Raw genomic sequence first — 22958 nt, 5'->3', positions numbered from 1 at the left:
GACCAGAGATGTCATCACCGCACGTCCTCAGCGGTCGGCGCGGCCAGGTGGCTGCGGCCGCGCTGGTGGGCGCCACACTGCTCAACGCGGCCCTGTTCGGCGGCACGAACGCCACGGCGTCGTCGCACCGCGAGGCTCCGCTGATCGCGGGTGACCCGGCCGTCGACAACACGGACCTGTACGCGTTCGTCAGTCCTGACCACAAGGACACCGTCACGCTGGTCGGCAACTGGTCCGGGTTCCAGGAACCCAACGGCGGCCCGAACTTCTTCCCGTGGGCCGAGGACGCGCAGTACGACTTCAACATCGACAACGACGGTGACGCGAAGCCGGACATCACGCTGCGCTGGCAGTTCCGCGACGACGACCGGCGCAAGAACAACACGTTCCTCTACACCAACGGTGTCGTGGACTCGCTCGACGACGAGAACCTGCTGTTCCGGCAGCGCTACGACCTCGAGGCGATCTACGAGAGCGGCCAGAAGGTCAAGCTGGTCACCAACGCCCCGGTCGCTCCGTCGCCGAACGGCCCCGCGTCGATGCCGGACTTCAAGAAGCTGCGCGACCAGGCCGTCGTGCAGATCCCCGGTGGCGGCAAGGTCTACGTGGGCCCGTCCGAGGACGCGTTCTTCGCCGACCTGCGGGTGTTCGACCTGCTCTACGGCGGCAACCTGAGCGAGGTCGGCCAGGACACGCTGCGCGGCTACAACGTCAACACGATCGCGGTGCAGCTGCCCAGGAACGCGCTGGCGCTGAAGAACGACATGCACCGCAACCCGAACATCGGCGTCTGGAGCACCACGCAGCGCCGCACGATGAAGCTCTCGCCCGGCAAGGCCGAGGCGGTCGGCGACTTCGTGCAGGTCTCGCGGCTGGGAAACCCGCTGGTGAACGAGGTCGTGGCGCCCGCGGGCCTCAAGGACGCGTTCAACGGCCTGCGCCCCGACCAGGACGCCGGCGTGAAGGAGCTCGTCGACCGGGTCGTGAACCCGGAGCTGCCGAAGCTGGTCGAGCAGATCTACAAGATCCCGGCGCCGCAGGGCCAGCGCGACGACCTGGCGGAGATCTTCCTGACGGGCATCACGAAGAAGCTCGGCGGGCAGATCAACGCCGACCTGAACTCGCAGGTCGACAACGCCGACGTCGACAAGAACCGCTTCCGCCCCAGCGAGATGCTGCGGCTGAACATGATGATCGAGCCGAACGCGAACCCGAACCGCCTGGGCCTGCTGGCCGGTGACACGCAGGGCTTCCCGAACGGCCGGCGGCTGACCGACGACGTGGTGGACATCGCCGTGCAGGCGATGGAGGGCGCCGCGGCGTCGGGCAAGATCGTCGAGGCGCTCGCCACGGGGGACAAGGTCGACGCGAACGACCAGCCGTTCGAGGCGGCCTTCCCGTACGTGGGCCTGCCCCGCAACGGCACCGCGGTCAACGCCTCGGGCACCACCGCCGAGGTCGCGGTCAACCCGGTCGGCAAGATCGGCACCATCGACCCGATGGCGATGACCACCGCGGTGGGTTCGGCGGCCGTGTTCGGCGCCGGTTTCTTCCTCTGGCGCAAGCGCCAGCAGTCGATCCGCAAGTACGGGTCGCACTCGAAGTGAGGTACCAGCAGCGGCAGGCCGTCGCGGTGGGTCTCCTGGTCACCGCGGCGCTTGCCCACCTCGCCGCCTCCGGTCCTGCCGACAGCAGGGCCGGGGGCGAGCCTCCCGTTCCGGCCGTGGCGCGGCAGAACCAGATGCACCGGGTGGTGCACCAGCTGCAGCAGCGGCTGCACGCACTGCCGCAGGACCAGGCTTCCTGGGCGCGGCTGGGTTCGTCCTACGTGGAGCTGGCGCGCGTCACGGCCGACCCCTCGTACTACGCGAAGGCCGAGGGCGCGTTGAAGAACGCGGGTGACACGGGTCCCGCCGCCATCGGCATGGGCACGCTCGCCAACGCCCGCCACGACTTCCCCGCGGCCCGCGACTGGGCCCTCAGGGCCGTCACCGCGCTGCCGTCCTCCGCGGAGGCGCACGGCGTGCTCGCGGACGCGTTGACGCAGCTCGGCGACGACGCCGGCGCACAGGACGCGGTGCAGAGGATGCTCGACCTCAAGCCGAACACCGCTTCGTTCGCCCGTGCTTCCTTCCACCTCGAGCTCCACGGCGACGTCGAGGGCGCCCGCGCCACGATGCACCGCGCGCTGAAGGCCGCCTCGACGCCCGAGGAGATCGCGTTCTGCCGTTACCGGCTGGGCGAACTCGCGTTCGACCACAACCGGCTCGACGAAGCCGCGCAGCACTACGAGCAGGGACTGGCGGCGAGAGGAGACGACATGACTCTCACCCAAGGCATGGCCAAGGTGGCGGCGGCACGGGGTGACGTCCCGGCGGCGCTCGAGGACTACCGCGGGCTGGTGGCCCGCGCTCCCCTGCCCCAGTACCTGCAGGAGTACGCGGAGCTGCTGGAGGCCGCCGGGAAGACCGACGAGGCCGCCAGGCAGTACGGCGTGCTGACCGAGCAGCAACGACTGATGGAGTCGCAGGGTGCTTCCGACGACCTGGCCGCTGCTCTCGTCGCCGCGGACCGCGGTGACGGCGTGCAGGCGTTGCGCCGTGCGGAAGCCGAGTGGGGCCGCCGGCAGAGCGTCTTCGTGGCCGACGCGATGGCTTGGGCGTTGCACGTGAACGGCCGGGACGCGGAGGCGTTGGGCTACTCCGACCGCGCCGTCGCCCTGGGCTGGCAGAACGCCACGTTCTCCTACCACCGCGGCATGATCCTCGCCGCGCTGGGCCGGGTGGCCGAGGCCCAGGAGGCACTGGTGCGGGCGCTGACGCTGAATCCGAACTTCTCCCCGTTGCAGGCTCTGAAGGCGGGTCGCAAGCTCGCGGAGCTCCGGGGCGGCAGGTGAGCCTGTCGAGCTGGGTGGTGCGACCGGTCCTGGTGGTCGCCCTGCTGCTCGCCGGGATCTTCTTCATCACCGGCGAGGCGTCGGCCCACCCGCTCGGCAACTTCAGCGTCAACCACTACCACGGCCTGCACCTGCACCCGGACCGCGTCGACCTCCGGTCCGTGGTCGACGTCGCGGAGATCCCGACGCTGCAGGAGAACCTGAAGGCCCGCGACGCGCGGCAGTGGTGCGAGGAGGTCTCCGGGACCGATGTGTCCACCGTGGACGGACGGCGGATCAGCTGGACGCTGTCGAGCTCCTCCAAGGACCACCCGGCAGGTCAGGCCGACCTGCCCACGACGCGGCTGGTGTGCGAGTTCACCGCCCGGGTCGACCTCGCCCGCCCGGCCAGGTTCGAGTTCCGCGACGAGGCGAACGCCGACCGGGTCGGCTGGCGCGAGATCACCGCCGCGGGCACCGGCATCCGGCTCGCGGGCTCGGAGGTGCCCACCGAGAGCATCAGCGACGAGCTGCGCACCTACCCGGAAGACCTGCTCAGCGACCCGGTGGACGTGCGTTCGGTCGCGTTCACCGCCGAACCCGGCACCGGGTCCGAGCCGAAGAGGGCCACCGGTTCCCCCGTGGGGTCGTTCAGCGTCACGGCGGCCCGCCTCCACGACATCCTGGGCAGCGACGACCTCACCCCGTGGCTCGGGTTCCTGGCCGTGCTGCTCTCCCTCGTCCTGGGCGCCTCGCACGCCGCGTTGCCCGGTCACGGCAAGACGCTCATCGCCGCCTACCTCGCCGGGCGCCAGGGCACGCCGAAGGACGCTTTCGTCGTCGGCGCGTCGGTCACGGCGACGCACACCGGCGGCGTGCTGGTCCTCGGCCTCGTCATCAGCGCGTCCAGCGCGCTGGCCGGCGAGCAGGTCCTGCGCTGGCTCGGGCTCGTCAGCGGCGTGCTGATCGCGTTGATCGGCGTGGTGCTGCTGCGCTCGGCACTGTCCACGACCCGCGAACCCGCGCTCGTCGGCGCCCTGACGGGACACGGGCACGGACACGGGCATGGGCACGGGCACGGCCACGGGTACAGCCGCGCGAGTCTGATCGGCATGGGCGCGGCCAACGGCCTGGTCCCCTCCCCGTCCGCGCTCGTCGTCCTGCTGGGGGCGATGGCACTCGGCCGGACGTGGTTCGGCGTGCTGCTCGTCGTCGGTTACGGGGTCGGCATGGCGGCCACGCTGACCGCGGTCGGCCTGCTGCTCGTGAAAGCGCGGGAACGCGTCGAGAAAATCCTGGACGGCCGTGCCACCCGCGCTCTGTCCCATTGCGCACCTGTCGGCACAGCCGCGATGGTGATCGTGGTCGGTGGCTGGCTCGCTTTGCAGGCGCTTTAATTGCACGGCGGTTAAGCCGAAGGGCCCGGATTCGGTCTGAATCCGGGCCCTTCGACTGTTTCCGCCCTTACAGGTTCGCCACCACGAACGCCTTGCCCTCGGTGTTCTCGATCGAGATCGACTTCACCTTGTCGGGCGAGACGCTGACCATGCCCCGCACGGTGGAACCCTCGACCCGCTGCTTCTCGGTCGTGGTCCACGCGAACGCCTCGGTCTTCGTGCCGTCCGTGCCGATGACGACGAGCTTGCACTTCTGGGCGGCCGGCAAGCCGTCCACGTCCGCCGTCACCAGGTACCGGTCCTGCGATGACGGCGCGATCTCCGCCACCAGCCTGATCCCGCCCGTCGTCCCCTCGCCCGCGCGGGTGGAGGCGGTGCCGGTGCCCGGCGCCTGGTTCTGCACGAACACGGCGGCACCCCCGAACGCGACCACCGCGGCGACTGCCGCGGCGGCGAGGTACCCCGGCCAGCGCCGGGCCTTGGCGTGCTGCGGTTCGGGGAGTTCCTCCACCGGCACCGGACTGGCTCTCGGGCGCGGGTCGGCCACCCTCGGCGAGGGAATGGCCGACTCCTGCCTGATCTGCCGCAACGTGCGTTGCAGCACCAGGTCCGAAGGCATGGGCAGGTCGTCCTCGAGCTCGTGCAGGAACGCCTCGCGAGGCACGTCGTCGAGCGCTGTGCGGATCCGGTGGAAGTCGGCGACCTGCGCACGGCAGGGCGGACAACCCCTCAGGTGCTGTTCCACGCCGGAACTCTCGTGCACGTCCAGAACGCCGAGCGCGTAGCAGCCAAGGGTGACCGCGTCGTGCGCGCCAGCTGTCATACGACCTCCTCGTCGTCCCGATTCGACCCCCGCGGCGAAACGGTGTCACAAGGAAAACGGGCAGATAGGAGTGGTCGGTTCAGCTTGCGAACGAGTTCATTCCGATATCGCATAACAATGGCATTACGTGACCGCGCAACTACGGTTCCGGTCAGGCCTGAGCTGCGCTTTTCACTCGATCGGACGACTCAAGGCGGCTCGAATGACTACAGGCACGTAGATGGACGAACTGCCGGTCGCTCCGGCGACTCGATGAACACCGCGAGACCGTCGAGGACGCGCGCGAGACCGAACTCGAACTCGTCGAGCGGCTGTTCGAAGCCGCCGGTGTTCCAGATGTGCGTCATCATCGGCAGGCGGTCGGGCGTGAAGTGCTCCCAGAGCGTCTCCCTGCCGTTCCACCAGTCCTCCTCGGACACGCCGGTCTCGCGTTCGGCCTGGACGCGGTCGGCCATCGTGCGGCCGACGCCGTCGACGAAGTGCGCCACGGCCGTCACGACGGCCACGATCTCCTCGGACGCGAGGCCCAGCTCCGACACCACGGCGTAGGCCGCGTCCTGGCGGGTCATGGCGTGCGGACCCGGCATGCGGCGCGAGGTCGTCAGCTGCAGCATCCACGGGTGTGCGCGGTACATCGCCCACATCTGGCGGGCGAAGAACTCGAGACCTTCCCGCCACGGGCCCTTCGGCGTGTGCGCGGTCTCGCTCCAGACCGCGTCGACCATCAGGTCGAGCAGCTCCGACTTGCCGGGCACGTGCCGGTAGAGCGACATCGCCGTGTTGCCGAGCGTCTCGGCGACCCGCCGCATCGTGAGCGCGTCGACGCCCTCGGCGTCGGCCACCTTGATGGCCGCCTCGACCACCCGCGCCTGGCTCAGCGCCGCCTTCGGCCCTCTCGTCGCCTCCGCCGGCGGCTCCCACAGCAGCCGCACGCTCCGGTCACGATCGCTCTTCACCCAGCCTCCTCCGCCACCGCCTTGCCTGTGAATCCTAAAACCGTGTACAACGTACACCTAGCGTACAACGTAAGCAGTCAAGTCACGGGGGTGAAGTCGTGGGACACGCGGTGGTCGCGGAAGGCCTGCGCAAGAGGTTCGACAAGAGGTGGGCGCTCGACGGGTTCGACCTGGCGGTGCCCGCCGGCACGGTGTGCGGGCTGCTCGGCCCGAACGGCGCCGGGAAGACGACGGCGGTGCGCATCCTCGCGACGCTGCTGCGCCTGGACGGCGGCCGTGCGGAGGTCGCCGGGCACGACGTGGCACGGGAGGCGCCCGCCGTGCGCCGCCAGGTGGCGCTGAACGGCCAGCAGTCGACGGTCGACGACGTGCTGACCGGCAGGGAGAACCTGGTCATGTGGGGACGGCTCTACCACCTCACCCGGCGCCAGGCCGAAGCCCGGGCGGACGAGCTGCTGGAGCAGTTCGGGCTCACCGGCGCGGCGGACAAGCGCGCCAAGCACTACTCGGGCGGCATGCGGCGACGCCTGGACCTGGCGTCCAGCTTCATCATGCGGCCGTCGGTGCTGTTCCTCGACGAGCCGACGACCGGCCTCGACCCGCGCAACCGCGGCGAGGTGTGGCGTGAGGTGAAGCGGGTCGTCGCGGAGGGGACGACGGTCCTGCTCACCACCCAGTACCTCGACGAGGCCGACCAGCTCGCCGACCAGGTCGTGGTGCTCGACACCGGCCGCGTGGCCGCGCAGGGCACGCCGGACGAGCTGAAGTCCAAGCTCGGCGGCGACCGGATCGAGGTCGTGGTCCGCGACGCCGTCGAGCTGCCGCTGGTGGCGGACGTGCTCGGGCCGGACGCCGAGGTGGACCCCGACGCGTTCCGGGTGAGCGCGGCGGTGACCGACCGGGTCGCGGCGCTGACGCGGGTGGCGTCGGCCCTGGCGGCCAAGGGCGTGGAAGCCGAGGACATCGCGCTGCGGCGGCCCACCCTCGACGAGGTCTTCCTGGCGATCACCGGGCACAGGGCGGAGGCACGGGCGTGAACGCGGTCAAGTTCGCGGCGGTCGACTCGTGGGTCGTCGCCAAGAGGGATCTGATCCACTGGGTGCGCGAGCCGGTCAGGGTGTTCGCGAACCTCGCCTACCCGGTCATCTCGGTGCTGATCTTCGGCCTGGTGTTCGGCAGCGCGATGAACGTCTTCGGCGGCGGCGACTACATCGAGTTCCTGCTACCGGGCATGTTCGGGCAGACCATCGCGTTCGGTGTCGGCACCACGCTGATGATGGTGTCGATGGACGCCGACCGCGGTGTCACGGACCGGTTCCGCGCGTCATCGATGTCGCAGACCGGCGTGGTGGCCGGGCGCAGCATCGCGGACCTCGTGAACTCGTCGCTGGAGCTGCTCGTGCTCGCCCTGTGCGGTCTGGTGATCGGCTGGTCGTTCCACGACGGGCTGCTCAACGCGCTGCTGGCGTTCGCACTGCTGCTGTGGCTGCGGTTCGCACTGGTGTGGATCGGCATCTACCTCGGCCTGCTGGTGAAGCCGGAGGCGGCCCAGGCGTCGTGGATGTTCCTGTTCCCGCTGACGATGTTCGCGAACACGTTCGTCTCGCCGGAGCTGATGCCGGGCTGGTTGCGGGTGGTCGCGGAGTGGAACCCGCTGTCGTCCACGGTCGCGGCGGCGCGGGAGCTCTTCGGCAACCCCGGTGTGGGCGGCGACTCGTGGGCCGCGCAGCACTCGCTGTTACTGGCCGTGCTGTGGCCGGCGGTGTTCGTGGCGATCTTCTGGCCGCTGTCGGTGCTGAAGTACCGCAACCTCAGCCGCTAGCCGGCCGCTTTCCAGCCAGGCCGTCCGGAACTGGCCGGCGAGCCACCTCGCGAGGAGCCGCCGCCAGTCCCGGACCCTGGCCAGCTGCTCGGGCCGGAGAGCCCTGTCGTGCTCCCACCGCCGCCAGTCGTCGCTCGCGAGCCAGCCGACGCAGCCCGCGATCCGGTGCGCCCGCAACAACTGCAGGTCGGGCCGGTGGCCGTACCCGGTCCAGAACGCTTGTGGCAGTTCGGTTCCGTGCAGGTACAGGTGTTCCTCGAACGCCGCGAGCTCGTCGAGCGGGTTGCCCTGCCCCGGGTTGTCCCAGTCGATCAGGGTGGCCTTCCCGTCGCCCACGATGATGTTGTGCAGGTTCACGTCGTTGTGCAGCAGGCCGACGCGGTGGATCCTGCGGAACGCCAGGCCGATGCCGCGCCAGACCTCGGCGGACACCGGCAACGCGTCCGCGAGCGTCCGCCCCTCGACGTACTCGACCAGCACGTCGCCGCGACCGTTGTGCGCGAGGACCGCCGGTGCGCCGGGCACGACGAACTTCGGCAGGTCGCGGGCGACCTTCGGTTGCCGCAGCACGGCTTTGCGGCCGTCGGCCAGCGTCACGAGGTGCAGGACGTTGGTGAGCCCCTCCCCTTGCAGGGGTTCGACGCGGACGGCGGTCTCCAGCAAGCGGAACAACACCCACCTCCAGCAGCAGCGGTGCCCCCACCGGAGCCGTCACCCTCGACGGCGTCCTGGATACCAGGTGTCGGTGAACGGCGCGCGCCGGCAGGTCGCACGGGCGCGCGCCGCTCGGGTCGCTCAGCCGGCCCAGAGCTCGCACCGGTGGTCGGCCGGTGCGACCTGTCCGGTCGCGAAGATCCGGACGTCCTGGCGTGCCCAGCCGGGACGCCCGGTGCGCGCGAACCTCGTCCACGCACCCACCATCTCGTCCGCCAGCTCCCGCTGCCCGGCGGTGAGCTCGACGCCGCCGTACCCGAACAGGAACGGCAGCTCCGAGCCGTGGTAGGCGCCGTAGGGGAACTCCGGCATGCCCGGGAAGATCATCGGCGGGTCCGGTTCGGCGAACTCGTAGCCGAACGCCTGCGTCTGCGCGCGCAGCTCGGCGGTCGGGCAGGCCGAGGTCATGTCCGAGAGCGCCGCGGAGAGCGCCACCCGTTCGTCACCACCGCGGGGCGGGTAGGCGGCGAGGACCCGCTTCGCCCCGGCGGCACCGAACCCGTCGGTCAGCGCCTGCTCGTAGCCGGCGGCGTCCAGCGGCGCGTAGAACATCGCGGCGAACACCGAGAACTCGTCGCGAGCGGTGCCGGCCAGCACCGGGACGCGGTGGAAGCGGCCCTCCCGCAGCGCCGTGACCGGGTTCTCCGGCAGCGCCTCCGTTCCGTAGGCGGGTGACGAGAACTGCGGCGTCAACGCCTGCACCTGCTCGAACGTGAGGCCGCGCAGGCAGGTCACGTCCGGGCAACCCGACGCCAGGGCTCCTGCCCGTTCGACGTCCTCGCGGTCGGCCCACGGGTGCTGGACCCGTCCCTCCCCCGCCGGGGTGCCGAACTGGCACGGTCCGCTTTGGATGATCGCCCGGTGGAACAGCCCGCGCGTCCTGGGCGAGGTCAGCTGCGCGCAGGTCGACAGCCCGCCCGCCGACGCCCCGAACAGCGTGACGTTGCGCGGGTCGCCGCCGAAGCGCCGGACGTTGCGCTGGACCCACTCGAGCGCGGCCTGCTGGTCGCGCAGGCCGAACGCGCCGGACCCCTCGAGCCCGGGGAAGCCGAAGTACCCGGAGGCGCCGAGGCGGTAGTTGATCGTGACGACGACGGAGCCGCCGTCCACCAGCCGGTCCACGCCGTAGTCGGCCCCGGCCCCGCTGGTGAAGCCGCCGCCGTGGATCCAGACCAGCACCGGCCGGTTCACGGCTTTCCGCGGCGTGGTGACGTTGAGGTACAGGCAGTCCTCGGCCTGGTCGCAGCGCGGACCGGGTTTCTCGGCCTTCAGAACGCCCTGCCAGGCCCGTGGCGGCTGCGGATCGCGCCAGCGGTTCTCGCCGACGGGCGGCGCGGCGAACGGGATGCCCTGGAACGAGCGCTGGGCGTAGGTGGTTGTTCCCGACACGAATCCGGTGTCGGTGCGGACGGTTCCCGCGGCGTGGGCGGGAACAGCGGTCGCGGCCAGGAGTGCGGCCGTCAGCAATGTGGTTGTGGTTGAACGCATGTCACGCCCAACGTAGCCACGGCCGCAACCGCTTTAGACGGTCGCCCTGGTTCGGGACAACAACCGCGCCGCCACCGCCGCGGGCAGGTACATGAGCACGCCGTAGACCGCGGGCGGAATCGCCATCGTCTCGTCGTCGAGCACCGTGAGCGCCAGCGTGATCGCGATCGTGGCGTTGTGGACGCCGATCTCCATGGCGCTCGCGATGGCCTGCTTGCGGTCGACGCGGAACGCCTTGGGTACGTAGTACCCGATCAGCAAGCTGAAGACGCTCAGCAGCAACGCCACCGGTCCGAGCGTCGCGATGTTGTCGACCAGCTGCCGGTACGCCTGCGCGATCGCCGCGATGATGACGAGTACCAGCACCACGACGGACGCGATGCGCACCGGGTCGTTCATCCTCAGCGCCCAGGCCTCGAACCTGCGGCGCACCAGCATGCCGATCGCCACCGGCACCAGCACGATCGCGAAGACCTGCACGAACTTCGCCGGTTGCAACCCGACCTCGGCGTCGTCCGCCATGAAGTGCGCCATGCTCAGCCCGACCACCAGCGGCAGCGTGAACACCGCCAGCACCGAGTTGATCGCCGTCAGCGTGATGTTGAGCGCGACGTCGCCGCCCGCGAGGTGGCTGAAGAGGTTCGCCGACGTGCCGCCCGGCGACGCGACGAGCAGCATCATGCCGACCGCGAGCACGCCCTTGAGCCCGAACGCGAGCACCAGCCCGAGGCAGATCGCGGGCAGCACGACCACCTGGCAGACGAGCGCGATGACGGCGGCCTTGGGGTACTTCGCGACCCTCGCGAAGTCCTCGGTGGTGAGCGTGAGGCCGAGGCCGAACATGACCAGGCCCAGCGCCAGTGGCAGGAAGATCTGTACGACTGGCACGACGGCCTCCGCTGATGTCCGGCTTGTGCAGTTCGATCTGTTCGGACGATCCTGGCGTTACGCCCGCGCCGATGGAATAGGCCAGGTGGCGGCAGCGAGCCGCCTCCACGGTGTTCGTGGAGGACACTGAACGCCGTGCAGATCGGCGTGTTCACCGCGGGTGACCTCCCGCCGTCGGAGATCGTCGCCCTGGGGGTCGCGGCCGACGAGGCGGGCTTCGACGTCTTCGCGGTGGGCGAGCACCACAACCCGCCCTACACCTCCTCCTCCCCCACGACGCTCCTCGCCCACATCGCGGCGAAGACGACCTTGCGACTGTCCACGGCGACCACGCTGATCACGACGAACGACCCAGCACGTCTCGCCGCCGAGTACGCCACGCTCGCCCTCCTCGCCCCGGGCCGCACGGACCTGGTGCTGGGGCGCGGCAACACCGCGAAGGTGTTCGGCTGGTTCGGCAAGGAGATCGAGTACAGCCTGCCGCTGACGATCGAGCACTACGCGGCGTTCAAAGCCCTGTGGCGCGGCACGTACGTCTGGCACGCCTGCACACGTTCGCCCGAGATCGCCGACCTGGCTGCGGAGAACGACGACGGCCTGTTCGTGTTCGCCAGCCGGACCGAGCACGTCACCCGGTACCGCGACCAGGCAGCCCATCCGAGGATCGGCGTGCTGGCGCAGCACCTCGACGACGGCCTCGCCCACGCCCCGGACCGCCTGCTGGTCGAGGTCAGCAGCCCCGCGGACGTGGAAGAGCTGGGGTCGGACGTGTGTTCAGCCTTGCCACACCGCCGCTTTTCGCACGGCTCCGCGCGGAACGTACCGTCCTGATCGCCGAAGCGGGAGGCGGGTTCGACGTGTTCGCCGCCGTCGAGCCGGAGACCTCGGGCGAGGACGCGTACTTCCCCGAACGCGAGCTCGCGCGGTTCCTCAACGCCATCGTCTACGCGTTCCCGCGCACGGGCGTCCGGACATCCTTCTGCGCGGCGGCGAGTTCGGCGACGTGCAGTTCACGACCCGCACCGAGGGCAGCGAGCTGTTCGTGAACCCGTTGATGGGCGTGTACCTCAGCGTCGACCTCGACGCGTTGGCCCGCGGCGTGCACTACCTGCCGTTGCTGGAGAACACGCGGACGGCGTTCGACGTCGCTCTCGCGATCGAGGAGTACCGCGAGAGCTCCGAGAAACGCCGTCCCCGGTGCGCACTTCCTCACTGACGCCGCACCACCACAGCGATGACGAGGACCAGCACCCCGACGGCGAAGGCAGCCCCGAGCACCCACATGCCGTAGACCGCGAACGCCACGAACTCAGACCCGATCGCGGCCACGGACGTCACGGTCGCACGGGCGTCGGACTCGATGCGGTGCTGCAGCTCGGTTTCCACGTGCACCAGCACGAACCGGTACAGCCCGTAGAACAGTCCCAACAGGATGATCGCGAACGGCACGGCCAGCCACGCCGCCACGACCAGCAGCACGCCCGAGGCGAACAGCACCCAGCCGCGCAACGGCAGCCGCCCCGCCAGGTGGGCACCGGCGGCGCCCGTCAACGGCACGCCGATGGTCGCCATCGGCACCCACACCGTGGGCACGTGCCAGTCCTGGGCCAGCAGCGTGAAGTACTCCTCGAACGCGTCGATGGCGTACACCAGGGCCACTGCGACGACAGCGCGTTTGATCGGCACGGACGCGCGGAGCCCGGTCATCAGGGTCGCGAGGTAACCGGGCTCGTCGTCGTCCTCCGAGCCGCGTTCCGGTTCGGGGAACCGCAGCGCGATCACCGACGAGGCGAGGCACATCGCGACCGAGATCCAGCCGGCCAGCCGGTAGCCGCCGAGGGAGAACAGCGCGGTGGCCACGACGGCGACCGGCACCTGGGCGATCAGCTCGATGGTGTCGACACGGGCCTTCAGCCGCCCGTACCGCTCCTCGTCACCGTTGGCCGCCAGCCCGTCGTACAGCAGGGCCTCGAACGCGCCCGACTGCAGCGTGCCGCCCAGCCCCCACAGCACGAAACCGGCGGCAAAGCCCCAGAACGACGGGAACACCACCCAGGCCGCGTACCCGAGCGCCTGCAGCACACCGGAAACCACGAGGGAGCCGCGCCGCGAGAACCGGTCCGCGACGGCACCGGAGGGCACCTCGAAGACCACCGCGGTGAGCGACCAGACGGCCAGCAGCACCGAGATCTGGGCGTCCGACAGCCCGCTGTCGGCGAAGAGCAACGCGTACAGCGCGTAGATCGGGATGAGGTGCGAGCACCACGCCCACGCCGTCGCGGTTCGGGAGAGATCGGTTGAGGATCAATGTCGTCGACGCATGGCACAAGGATAAGCCGTCAGCGCCACCGGATAAACGGCGCTGACGGCTCGTGGTCGTTCGGGTACCGCTGGTGATCAGAACCCGGCGGTGATCTTCGTGAACGCCAGGTCGGCCTGCTGGATGCCGGAGCAGTGGGCGGCGATCTGACCGTCGCAGCCACCGCGGTCGCGGTTGACCGACCAGAAGGCCAGTCGCCCGAGGCCGTTCGCCTTCGACCAGTCGCGGATCGCGGTCCAGTCGTCGACGGTGGTCAGCTCGCGGTGGTCGGACAGGCCGTTCATGCCCGAGATGCCGACGTGCCTGAACGCCTCGGCGTCGCTCCAGCCGAAGGTCGACTTGAGCTTGTTCTTCAGCCCCGTGGCCGCGCCAATCGTGTCGGTGCGGATGTTGGAGCTGTTGAAGTCGAACGGCATGATCGTGAACACGTCGATGTTCGCGTTCAGGGCCTTGGCCTGGTCGATCAGGCGAGCGCCGTAGAAGTTCGGGCCGGTGGTGCCGGTGCCGAACGTGACGATCGTCTGGATGCCGGGGTTGTTCTGCTTGACGATCTTCAGCGCGGTCAGGATCCGGTCCTGGACCGTCGTGTTCTCGAACTCGTCGGAGTTCTCGATGTCGATGTCGATCGCCTTGAGGTTGTAGGCGTTGATGACCTGCTGGTACGCGCCGGCCAGCGCCTCGGCGGTCGCGCAGTTCGGACCCAGCTTGTTGCCGCTCCAGCCACCGAACGACGGCACGATGTCACCACCGGCCGAGCGGATGGCGTTGATCGTCTGCTGCTCGACGCCACCGGTCAGCGGACGCGAGCTGTCCCACGAGGGGGTGCAGCCGCCGCCGGACAGCACGAACGCGAGCGTGAACCACTTGACGCCGGTCGCACTCATGACCTGCGTCGCGCTCTGCGGGTTGCCCCAGCCCAGGTACAGGTAGGGAGCGCCGCGCCCGGTGCCGGGCACCGGCGGGGTCGACGTGGTGGTGGTGGTGGTGGTCGTGGTGGTCGGCTGCGAGCCGCCCTCGCACGAACCGCCGTTGACCTTGCAGCCTGAGGGGTTCGCGCCGGAACCCTTCACGGTGAAGCCGAAGCTGACGCTGCCACCCACCGGGACGTTGCCGTTCCAGGTGTTGCGCACGGTGATGTTCTGGCCGTTGGCGGCGTAACTGCCGTCCCACAGCGACGCGATCGACTGCCCGCTCGGCAGCGTGAACTCGACGGTCCACGACGAGAGCGCGGCCCCGCCGCTGTTGGAGATCGTGTACTTGGCCTCGTAGCCGCTGCCCCAGTCCGACGTCTTGGTGAACGCCGCGGTCACGCCCGTAGCGCCACTCGCGGGTGCGGCGAGGAGGCCACCGACCACGGTGGCTATCGCCAGACCGGCGGTCAGGATTTGCCGGCGGAACTTCTTCATGGTGCTCCATTCACGTGCAGGGGGTACGTGATGGCAGGCACGTTAACTGGTCTAAACCACTCGTTCAAGAGGCGGAAGCGGACATCATCCCACCACATCACAGCGGGTTATGAGAACGCTCTCACGCCAAGTCCACTTGACATGGTGGTCGGAGGAACACCAGTGGAAGCCGGTGACGTGGGCGAAACCGGTGCCGGGGCCGCCGCGCACGCCTCACAACGCCGGTGCGCTCTGCGGCCCCCTCGACAGCCCGCACCCGTTCCCGCTCCTCCGGCAAACTCGGTCAGTCACGATCCGAAGCAGAGGAACCTGCCCACCCCGATCAGCCCGACCCGAGGATTCCGTCCGACACGACGTACAGGACCTGCTCGAACGTGTACCCGGTGTGCGCGGCACCCCGCCACGCGAAGAGGAACGCGGCGATGCCCGCCGTCCTCCAGCTTCGCCACGTAGGGGGCGTAGTCGACGTCGGTGATGTCGATGGCTTGCGAGGCTTCACGAAGTCCGGAGCGGCCGACGACACGAGGTTCACGAGGTTCGAGGCGACGCCGAAGCTCGGCAGCCGCCCGCGATGCCGCCGGGCGGGTTCGGCTGCTGCGGGTTCCGCGCCGCCCGCTCGCCCGCCGTGCCGTCCCGGACTGCCCCGTCGTCGTTGGGGCACAACGAGTGCTGCGCGTTGCTCGTCGGCGAGCCTGCTCCCCGCCCCGCGACCAACGCGCAGACCGTCAGCGCGATCAACGCGTTCCCGCGACGCTGAGCTCGTTGGACGATGCCGTCGAGGAACACGTTCTACCGTGACGGCGGCAGCAGGTCGGGGCGGCGGGGGCGGATGACGTCCCCGGAGGACTCACCGCGCACCCGGCGCACCACCCACGGCACGACGTGCTCGCGGGCCCACTTCCAGTCCTCCGCGCGCCGGACTCGGCGGTCGACGAGCGGGGCCAGGCCGAGCAGGGTCCGTTCCAGGGCGTGCGGGACGCCGAGCCCTTCCAGGACCGAGATGGCGACCTCGGTGTGCCCGAGCGAGTTGAGGTGCAGGCGGTCGGCCGACCACATGCGACGGTCGCGCAGCTGCCGCATGTTCCACATGTCGACGAGGACGCACGAGTGCTCGGCGGCGATCGAGCGCACGTGTTCGTTGTAGATGGCCACGCGGCCGCGCATCCGGCGGAACACCGGGTCGTCGGCACCGTCGACGCCGGTGAAGAGGATCACGCGCGCGCCTGTGGACACGAGGCGCGCCACGGCCGCCCGGTAGCGGCGCATCAAGCCGTCGATGTCCACCTTGGGACGCATGAGGTCGTTGCCGCCCGCGTAGAGCGAGACGAGGTCGGGCTTCATGTCGAGGGCGCGCTCGAACTGCTCTCCCAGCACCTGCGGCAACAACCGGCCGCGCACGGCCAGGTTGGCGTAGGCGAACTCGGGGTCGACGGCCCCCAGCACGTCGGCGACGCGGTCGGCCCAGCCGCGCACCCCGTTCGGACGACTGGCGTCGTCATCGCCCACACCTTCGGTGAACGAGTCCCCCAACGCCACAAAACGCTTGCTCATGCTCAGGACCCTATGCCGGGCTTTTCCTGCGAGTTCTCCCGGGGTTGCGAGGCCCTGGATAACGTTTCGATAACGGCAGAGTCTCGAACTGAGGCACCGGACCATTCCCGGCCGTATCCCCGTTCGTGCGACTCCCCCTGGACTTGGCAAGGCCGGCGCGACTGATGGTCGCGCTGACCGGCTGTGCGCTGGCCGTGCTGCTCACCACCGGGAGCGCACTCGGGCAGCCCGCCACGACGACGCCTTCCACGACAACGCCCTCCACGGCAACGGCCTCCACGGCAACGCCCTCCACCCCTATCTCCACGCCGCCACCCGGCAGCGCCGGCACGGGCGACGAGGTCGTGCAGACGCAGTGGGGACCGCTCGGACCCGCCGACCGGGACTTCATGAACCGCGTCAAGCAGGCCGGGCTGTGGGAGAAGCCGGCGGGCGACAAGGGCAGGGCCAAGCGGCCCGACCAGCCCAAGATCCTGGAGGCCTGCAAGCACCTGATCGAGGGACACACGCTCCTCGACAACGTAGTGAACAGGGCGGGCGTCCTGCTCGGCCACACGTTGCCCACCGAGGCCTCCGACGAGCAGAAGGGCTGGCTCGCCGAGATGGACGCGGCGAGCGGCGACGAGTTCGACGCCGTCTTCGCGAACCGCCTCCGCGCGGCGCACGGCAAGGTGTACGCCTACGCGGCCCAGATCCGGGCGGGCACCAAGAACGAGCTCATCCGCATCCTCTCCACCCAGGCGATGATCACCGTCTTCGACCACATCAAGGTGCTCGAGGACACCGGTCGCGTGGACTTCGCGGGACTCGAGTCGCCGCAGCCGCTCGCGCCTCCTCCGCCCGCGGACAACTCCGCGGCGCCGGACGCGACGGGCGACCAGGCGGCGGACGCGACCGCGAACCCCACCGACGGCGTGATCCCCACCGTGCCCGAGGGCACCAGGTTCACCCGCACCGCCGAGCAGGGCGTTTTCGGCGAGAACAACGGCGTCTTCTTCGGAGCGATAGCGGTGCTCGCGCTCGCCCTGGTGGGGATGCGGTTCATCTCGCGTTCCAAGAAATCCCGGCGGAAATCCCGTTCGTTCTAGGAAAACAGCACACCCAGGTTCTTCACGAAGACAGCGGCCCTACCGCCGCCAGCTTCAGCATGCCGTTTTATCGGACTACCACGAGGTGGCACATGGCTATTCACCGGAGGAAATCCACGATCTGGCTCACCGCCGCCGCTGCGGCGATGGCCGTGGTCGCGGGCGGTGCCGCGGTGGTGGCCATCAGTTCTTCTGATGGCTCCGCGCTCGCCGACGGTGCGGACAAGAGCTTGTTCGTCGACATCACCAAGGTGAAGCCGAACGTCAAGAAACCCAAACCGGAGAACGATGCCACCACGGGCACGTTCACGGTCGACTGCGGCCGCAACGAGAACGGGCACTTCAACCCCGACAACTTCATCGCGCAGCCCGGCGTCCGCAACGGCGCCCAGCACCTGCACGACTACGTCGGCAACCTGTCCACGAACGCGGACTCGAACAACGCCTCGCTCCAGGCGGCGGGCACGACCTGCAAGAACGGCGACAAGTCCGCCTACTTCTGGCCCGTCGTGCGCATCATCGACGAGGAGCCGGACGAGGCCGCGCCGCCCGCGGAGCAGGCACCGCCGAAGAAGGACGACAAGGCCCAGCAGGACAAGGACAAGGCCGCCAAGGACGCACCGCAGCTCGAGTGCCCGGACGTCGCCTCGCTGCTCCCCGAGAACGTGCCGGACGCGGCCCAGGCCGAGATCGACCGCGAGCTCGAGAACATCGAGAAGGTGACCGCGGAAGCCGAGAAGAAGGTCGCCTCGACCAAGGCCCAGGACCGCGACAACGTGATCGTCGGCCCGACCCGGGAGAAGCGCGCCGCCATCCTGAACCGCATGATGCTGGCGTTCAGCCGCCAGGGCCAGCAGGCCCCCGACCTGAACCCGGCCGCCGCCTGCGCCGTCGAGGACCCCGCCCAGGGCGAACAGGGCCTCGACAACGGCGGCGAGAACAGCGACGACGCCCAGGCCGAGGGCACCGAGAACAAGAAGAACCAGAACAACGCCGAGGAGAACGGCAACAACGAACTCGAGGGCAACGAGGGCGAGATCCAGCGCCCGGCCGTCGTCGACCTCACCTTCCGCGGCAGCCCGACCGGCAAGGTCGTCGCGATGCCCAAGTTCCTCCGCGTCCTCTACGGCGACGCCAAGGCCGGCCAGAACGGCCCGAAGAACGCCAAGGCGTCCTGGACCTGCACGGGCTTCGAGGACAAGGTCCTGATGGACAAGTACCCGATCTGCCCGCAGGGCTCGAAGGTCAAGCGCGTGCACGACTTCCCGAGCTGCTGGGACGGCAAGAACATCGACTCCGCGAACCACCGCGACCACATCGTGTTCCCCGACCAGAACGGCAAGTGCAAGCAGGGCTTCAAGGCCGTGCCGCAGCTGCGCATCTCGCTGACCTACAACATCCCGCTAAACGTCCAGAAGGACGGCCGCTACCTGGTCGACTCCTTCCCGGAGGAGGAGCACAACCCGCTCACCGACCACGACGACTTCGCGAACGTGATGTCGCAGAAGATCATGAACCGCCTGGTCAACTGCGTGAACTCGGGCAAGAAGTGCCGCGAGTGACGCTCTGACCACGCGTTCACCCAGACGAAGTCCCCCGGTGCACCTCCCGCGCACCGGGGGACTTCTCGTGCGTCACAACAGGCACAGGCATCCCGACCGGACTCGCCGACGCAAGCCGGCCACGTACCCAGGCCCCCGTGCCGACGCAGCCGTCAACGCGAAGCGACCAACGAAACGCAACCCGACCCGTGTTCCAACCACCCGATCGGACCCACCCGGATTCACCAGCGTGAACCTTGTTCCGGAATGATTGACCGCAAAGGTATAGACCACCAACACTGAGCCGCATGGTCACCCGTTCCTGCGCGGTACTGATCGCCCTGCTGGCATCCCTGCCGGCCCCGGTCACCGGCTCGGCCCACGCCGCGCCCGCGACGTTCGTCCACCCGGGAGTCGTCGTCTCCCGGCCACAGCTGGACTTCATGCGCACGAAGGTCCTGGCGGGCGCACAACCCTGGAAGCTGGCCTACGACCGCATGCTGGCCTCGAAGTACGCCGACCTCAACCGCACGCCGAAGCCCCGCGCCGTCGTCGAGTGCGGGTCCTACTCCAACCCCGATCTCGGCTGCACCGACGAACGCGAAGACGCCATCGCCGCCTACACCCTGTCCCTGGTCTGGTACGTGACGCGCGACAACCGGTACGCGGCCAAGGCGATCCAGATCATGGACGCCTGGTCCGCCACGATCCGCGACCACACCAACTCCAACGCCCCGCTGCAGACGGCGTGGTCGGCGAGCAGCTGGCCGAAGGCGGCGGAGATCATCAAGCACGTGCACGGCAACTGGCCGAACAGCGCGAGGTTCGGCGCGATGCTGCGCGACGTCTACCTGCCCGAGATCCAGAACGGCCGTGCGAACACCAACGGCAACTGGGAGCTCAGCATGATGGAGGCGAGCCTCGGCATCGCGGTGTTCCTGGAGGACCGGGCGGCCTACGACAAGGCCGTCGGCATCTTCCGGACGCGCATCCAGGCGTTCATCTACCTCACCGGCGACGGCGCCCTGCCGAAGACGCCGCCGGGCAGCGGCATCGACACGCGGGCCGAGATCATCTCCTACTGGCACAACCAGTCCACCTTCGTCGACGGGCTCACCCAGGAGACGTGCCGGGACTTCGCGCACACCGCCTACGGGCTCAGCGCGGCCTCGCACTTCGCCGAGACGGCGCGGCACCAGGGCCAGGACGTCTGGGGCGAGATCAAGGACCGGATGCGCCACGCGTGGGGCCTGCACACGAGGTACCAGAACGGCGAACCGGTGCCGTCGTGGCTGTGCGGCGGCAGCTACTCCCGCGAGCTCGGGCCGACGTCCGAGGTCAGCTTCAACGCCCTGAACACCCGGCTGGGCATCGGCATGACGAACACCCAGCGCTACACCGAGGCCCAGCGTCCACAGGGGACGGACAACCTGTTCATCGCCTGGGAGACGCTGACTCACGCGGCCAACCCCTCCTGAGTCGTACTAGCGTGCGCTCATGACCGAGACACCGGACGTGAAGCCACGCAGCCGCGACGTGACCGACGGCCTGGAGCGCACCGCCGCGCGCGGCATGCTCCGTGCCGTCGGCATGGGGGACGAGGACTGGGAGAAGCCGCAGGTCGGCGTCGCCTCGTCCTGGAACGAGATCACGCCGTGCAACCTGTCGCTCGACCGCCTCGCGAAGGCGTCGAAGGACGGGGTGCACGCGGCGGGCGGATACCCGCTCGAGTTCGGCACGATCTCGGTGTCGGACGGCATCTCCATGGGCCACGAGGGCATGCACTTCTCGCTGGTGTCGCGCGAGGTGATCGCCGACAGCGTCGAGACGGTGATGCAGGCCGAGCGCCTGGACGGCTCGGTGCTGCTCGCGGGCTGCGACAAGTCGTTGCCCGGCATGCTGATGGCGGCGGCACGGCTCGACCTCGCGAGCGTGTTCCTCTACGCCGGGTCGATCCTGCCGGGCCGCGTCACCCTCTCCGACGGCACGGAGAAGGAAGTCACGATCATCGACGCGTTCGAGGCCGTCGGCGCGTGCGCCCGCGGTTTGATGAGCCGCGAGGACGTCGACCGGATCGAACGCGCGATCTGCCCCGGTGAGGGCGCCTGCGGAGGCATGTACACGGCGAACACGATGGCCAGCGCGGCCGAGGCCCTCGGCATGTCGCTGCCCGGCAGCGCCGCTCCCCCGGCCACCGACCGCCGCCGCGACGGGTTCGCGCGCCGGTCCGGCCAGGCCGTGGTGGAGATGCTCCGCAGGGGGATCACCGCCCGGCAGATCATGACCCGTGAGGCGTTCGAGAACGCCATCGCCGTCGTGATGGCGTTCGGCGGCTCCACCAACGCCGTGCTGCACCTGCTCGCCATCGCGCACGAGGCCGGCGTCGAGCTGGGCCTGGACGACTTCAGCCGCATCGGCGCGAACGTGCCGCACCTGGCGGACGTGAAGCCGTTCGGGCGGCACGTGATGACCGACGTCGACCGCATCGGCGGTGTGCCCGTGGTGATGAAGGCGCTGCTGGACGCCGGTCTGCTGCACGGCGACTGCCTCACCGTCACCGGCCGCACGGTCGCCGAGAACCTCGCCGACATCGCCCCGCCCGACCCGGACGGCCTGGTGCTGCGGGCGCTCGACAAGCCCATCCACCGCACCGGCGGCATCACGATCCTCAAGGGCTCGCTCGCCCCGGAGGGCGCCGTCGTGAAGTCCGCGGGCTTCGACTCGGACGTCTTCACCGGCACCGCCCGCGTGTTCGACCGCGAGCGCGCCGCGATGGACGCGCTGGAGGACGGCACGATCACCGCGGGCGACGTCGTGGTGATCCGCTACGAGGGCCCGAAGGGCGGGCCGGGGATGCGCGAGATGCTCGCCATCACGGCGGCGATCAAGGGCGCCGGTCTCGGCAAGGACGTCCTGCTGCTCACCGACGGCCGGTTCTCCGGTGGCACCACGGGACTCTGCGTCGGCCACGTCGCCCCGGAGGCGGTCGACGGCGGGCCCATCGCGTTCGTGCAGGACGGTGACCGCATCACGCTGAACGTCGCCGAGGGCACGCTCGACGTCGAGGCCGACCTGGACAGCCGCCGGGACGGCTGGGCGCCGCTGCCCCCGCGCTACGAACGCGGCGTGCTCGCCAAGTACGCGAAGCTCGTCGGCTCGGCCTCACGCGGGGCGGTCTGCGACTGACCCTCCGCGCAGCCTGGCCGCCGAACGCAGGAGCGCGGCGACCGCCGGCGAGTGACCGTGCGGCGGCCAGGCGAGGAGCGTGGTGACCTCCGGCGCGTCGGTGACGGGCACCGCGACGTGCTCCGGCCACTGCCAGGCGCGGCTGGAGGCGGGGATGACGAGCAGGGTCCTGCCGAGCGCCACGAGCTGGGCGAGCTGCGACTGGGTGCGCACCTCGGGTCCCGGCCCGTCCGGGTAGGTGCCGTCGAGCCGCGGCCAGCGCGCGATCGGCAGGTCCGGCACGGCGCTGACCTCCGCCAGCGTCACGCTCTCGCGGACCGCGAGCGGGTGGGTGGCGGGGACGATCGCGACCTGGCTCTCGACGTGCACGTCCACGGTGTCGAACCCGGCGAGGTCGTCGTACGGGTGGTGCATGACCGCCACGTCCGCCTGCCCGTCGCGCAGCCGCCGCGCCTGCTCCCCCACCTCGCACAGCAGCACCTCGACCTGCGGTCCTCCGGGATCGGCCGCCACCGCGTCCAGCAGGGCCCGCAGCAGCTCGTGGGACGCTCCGGCCTTCGTCACGAGGACGAGCGGCCGGTCCGGGTTCGCGGCCCGCCGCGTCCGGCGCGCGGCGGCGGAGACGGCGTCGAGAGCCGTCCTCGCCTCGCGCAGGAGCACGTGGCCCGCCTCGGTGAGCGCGGCGCCGCGGCGGTCCCGGTCGAGCAGCCGGACGCCGAGCCGCCGTTCCAGCTGCACGATCGCCCGCGAGAGAGGTGGCTGCGCGATCCCGAGACGTTCGGCGGCGCGTCCGAAGTGGAGCTCCTCCGCGACGGCGACGAAGTACCGGAGTTCGCGGGTCTCGAGGTCGTCCACGCTTCCGAGCCTAATACCCGGCGGGTATCAGATCTTACTGAATCGATC

At 70.0% G+C, this 22958-nt stretch carries 22 protein-coding genes; 13 read left to right on the top strand and 9 right to left on the bottom strand.

The window, feature by feature from the left end:
* Positions 1–8 precede the first annotated feature (8 nt).
* From BLQ91_RS35495 to BLQ91_RS35485, 3 genes are read left to right on the top strand one after another with little or no spacing between them, the layout of a single operon-like run.
* Positions 9–1607 (top strand): DUF4331 domain-containing protein, encoded by a 1599-nt coding sequence (locus tag BLQ91_RS35495; protein WP_090104267.1) that lies wholly within the window; start codon positions 9–11, stop codon positions 1605–1607.
* Entirely contained in the window at positions 1604–2896 is a 1293-nt protein-coding gene (locus BLQ91_RS35490; protein ID WP_090104264.1) for a tetratricopeptide repeat protein, read from the top strand. The genes BLQ91_RS35495 and BLQ91_RS35490 overlap by 4 nt, the downstream gene beginning before the upstream one ends.
* A complete protein-coding gene (locus tag BLQ91_RS35485; protein WP_245734140.1) occupies positions 2893–4272 on the top strand; it encodes a nickel/cobalt transporter in 1380 nt (459 codons plus the stop codon). The genes BLQ91_RS35490 and BLQ91_RS35485 overlap by 4 nt, the downstream gene beginning before the upstream one ends.
* 67 nt (positions 4273–4339) lie before the next feature.
* Here the strand turns inward: BLQ91_RS35485 and BLQ91_RS35480 are convergent, their stop codons facing one another.
* Both BLQ91_RS35480 and BLQ91_RS35475 read right to left on the bottom strand, forming a co-directional pair.
* Positions 4340–5095: an anti-sigma factor family protein gene (locus BLQ91_RS35480; protein WP_090104262.1), complete on the bottom strand. Its 756-nt coding sequence runs from the start codon at positions 5093–5095 to the stop codon at positions 4340–4342.
* Positions 5096–5301: 206 nt separating this feature from the next.
* On the bottom strand, positions 5302–6051 hold the full coding sequence (locus BLQ91_RS35475; RefSeq protein WP_176960129.1) for a TetR/AcrR family transcriptional regulator: 750 nt from the start codon (positions 6049–6051) through the stop codon (positions 5302–5304).
* Positions 6052–6149: 98 nt separating this feature from the next.
* Here BLQ91_RS35475 and BLQ91_RS35470 point away from each other — a divergent pair, with 98 nt between their 5' ends.
* Both BLQ91_RS35470 and BLQ91_RS35465 read left to right on the top strand, forming a co-directional pair.
* Complete coding sequence (locus BLQ91_RS35470) at positions 6150–7088, top strand: ATP-binding cassette domain-containing protein (RefSeq protein WP_090104258.1); 939 nt, start codon at positions 6150–6152, stop codon at positions 7086–7088.
* Positions 7085–7873 carry an ABC transporter permease gene (locus BLQ91_RS35465; protein ID WP_090104256.1) on the top strand — a complete coding sequence of 263 codons (789 nt, stop codon included), beginning with the start codon at positions 7085–7087 and terminating at the stop codon, positions 7871–7873. Before BLQ91_RS35470 ends, BLQ91_RS35465 begins: the two co-directional genes overlap by 4 nt.
* On the opposite strand, the gene BLQ91_RS35460 is transcribed toward BLQ91_RS35465, so the two are convergent.
* From BLQ91_RS35460 to BLQ91_RS35450, 3 genes are all read right to left on the bottom strand, one after another.
* On the bottom strand, positions 7790–8545 hold the full coding sequence (locus BLQ91_RS35460; protein WP_176960128.1) for a lipopolysaccharide kinase InaA family protein: 756 nt from the start codon (positions 8543–8545) through the stop codon (positions 7790–7792). The two genes, BLQ91_RS35465 and BLQ91_RS35460, sit on opposite strands and share 84 nt — an antisense overlap.
* Before the next feature lie 123 nt (positions 8546–8668).
* On the bottom strand, positions 8669–10075 hold the full coding sequence (locus BLQ91_RS35455; RefSeq protein WP_090104253.1) for a carboxylesterase/lipase family protein: 1407 nt from the start codon (positions 10073–10075) through the stop codon (positions 8669–8671).
* A 33-nt stretch (positions 10076–10108) separates the two neighbouring features.
* Entirely contained in the window at positions 10109–10963 is an 855-nt protein-coding gene (locus BLQ91_RS35450) for a bile acid:sodium symporter family protein (protein WP_245734138.1), read from the bottom strand.
* Positions 10964–11098: 135 nt separating this feature from the next.
* Between BLQ91_RS35450 and BLQ91_RS35445 the strand changes: the two genes are divergently transcribed.
* The 3 genes from BLQ91_RS35445 to BLQ91_RS43150 are packed head-to-tail and all read left to right on the top strand — an operon-like array spanning position 11099 to position 12179.
* On the top strand, positions 11099–11794 hold the full coding sequence (locus tag BLQ91_RS35445) for an LLM class flavin-dependent oxidoreductase (RefSeq protein WP_245734136.1): 696 nt from the start codon (positions 11099–11101) through the stop codon (positions 11792–11794).
* Between the two features lie 26 nt (positions 11795–11820).
* Positions 11821–12009, top strand: a complete 189-nt coding sequence (locus BLQ91_RS43155) for a hypothetical protein (protein WP_245734135.1) — start codon at positions 11821–11823, stop codon at positions 12007–12009.
* The gene (locus tag BLQ91_RS43150) at positions 11967–12179 is read left to right on the top strand and encodes a hypothetical protein (protein ID WP_245734133.1); all 213 of its coding nucleotides are present in this window, start codon (positions 11967–11969) and stop codon (positions 12177–12179) included. The genes BLQ91_RS43155 and BLQ91_RS43150 overlap by 43 nt, the downstream gene beginning before the upstream one ends.
* Here BLQ91_RS43150 and BLQ91_RS35435 read toward each other — a convergent pair.
* Together BLQ91_RS35435 and BLQ91_RS35430 are read right to left on the bottom strand one after the other, a co-directional pair.
* Positions 12173–13189, bottom strand: coding sequence for an MFS transporter (locus BLQ91_RS35435; protein ID WP_245734132.1), 1017 nt, complete (start codon positions 13187–13189; stop codon positions 12173–12175). The two genes, BLQ91_RS43150 and BLQ91_RS35435, sit on opposite strands and share 7 nt — an antisense overlap.
* A 171-nt stretch (positions 13190–13360) precedes the next feature.
* Entirely contained in the window at positions 13361–14689 is a 1329-nt protein-coding gene (locus BLQ91_RS35430; protein ID WP_090104247.1) for a cellulose binding domain-containing protein, read from the bottom strand.
* Between the two features lie 571 nt (positions 14690–15260).
* On the opposite strand from BLQ91_RS35430, the gene BLQ91_RS41835 reads away from it, so the two are divergent.
* Positions 15261–15446, top strand: a complete 186-nt coding sequence (locus BLQ91_RS41835; protein ID WP_176960127.1) for a hypothetical protein — start codon at positions 15261–15263, stop codon at positions 15444–15446.
* Positions 15447–15478: 32 nt separating this feature from the next.
* Here BLQ91_RS41835 and BLQ91_RS35420 read toward each other — a convergent pair whose 3' ends face one another.
* On the bottom strand, positions 15479–16240 hold the full coding sequence (locus BLQ91_RS35420) for an SGNH/GDSL hydrolase family protein (protein ID WP_090104243.1): 762 nt from the start codon (positions 16238–16240) through the stop codon (positions 15479–15481).
* Positions 16241–16404: 164 nt separating this feature from the next.
* Here BLQ91_RS35420 and BLQ91_RS35415 point away from each other — a divergent pair, with 164 nt between their 5' ends.
* The 4 genes from BLQ91_RS35415 to ilvD all read left to right on the top strand — a co-directional run bounded on the left by BLQ91_RS35415 (position 16405) and on the right by ilvD (position 22055).
* Positions 16405–17328, top strand: coding sequence for a DUF4142 domain-containing protein (locus tag BLQ91_RS35415; RefSeq protein WP_090104241.1), 924 nt, complete (start codon positions 16405–16407; stop codon positions 17326–17328).
* A 92-nt stretch (positions 17329–17420) separates the two neighbouring features.
* Positions 17421–18890, top strand: coding sequence for a DUF1996 domain-containing protein (locus BLQ91_RS35410; RefSeq protein WP_090104239.1), 1470 nt, complete (start codon positions 17421–17423; stop codon positions 18888–18890).
* Positions 18891–19177: 287 nt separating this feature from the next.
* Positions 19178–20347 carry an alginate lyase family protein gene (locus tag BLQ91_RS35405; RefSeq protein ID WP_090104238.1) on the top strand — a complete coding sequence of 390 codons (1170 nt, stop codon included), beginning with the start codon at positions 19178–19180 and terminating at the stop codon, positions 20345–20347.
* Between the two features lie 19 nt (positions 20348–20366).
* A complete protein-coding gene (gene ilvD, locus BLQ91_RS35400) occupies positions 20367–22055 on the top strand; it encodes a dihydroxy-acid dehydratase (RefSeq protein WP_090104236.1) in 1689 nt (562 codons plus the stop codon).
* On the opposite strand, the gene BLQ91_RS35395 is transcribed toward ilvD, so the two are convergent.
* Complete coding sequence (locus BLQ91_RS35395) at positions 22032–22910, bottom strand: LysR family transcriptional regulator (RefSeq protein ID WP_090104235.1); 879 nt, start codon at positions 22908–22910, stop codon at positions 22032–22034. The two genes, ilvD and BLQ91_RS35395, sit on opposite strands and share 24 nt — an antisense overlap.
* Positions 22911–22958: the final 48 nt, after the last annotated feature.

The sequence above is a fragment of the Lentzea jiangxiensis genome (assembly GCF_900104175.1).
GTDB classification, from domain to species: domain Bacteria; phylum Actinomycetota; class Actinomycetes; order Mycobacteriales; family Pseudonocardiaceae; genus Lentzea; species Lentzea jiangxiensis.
This window is presented reverse-complemented; position numbering and strand designations above follow the sequence as displayed.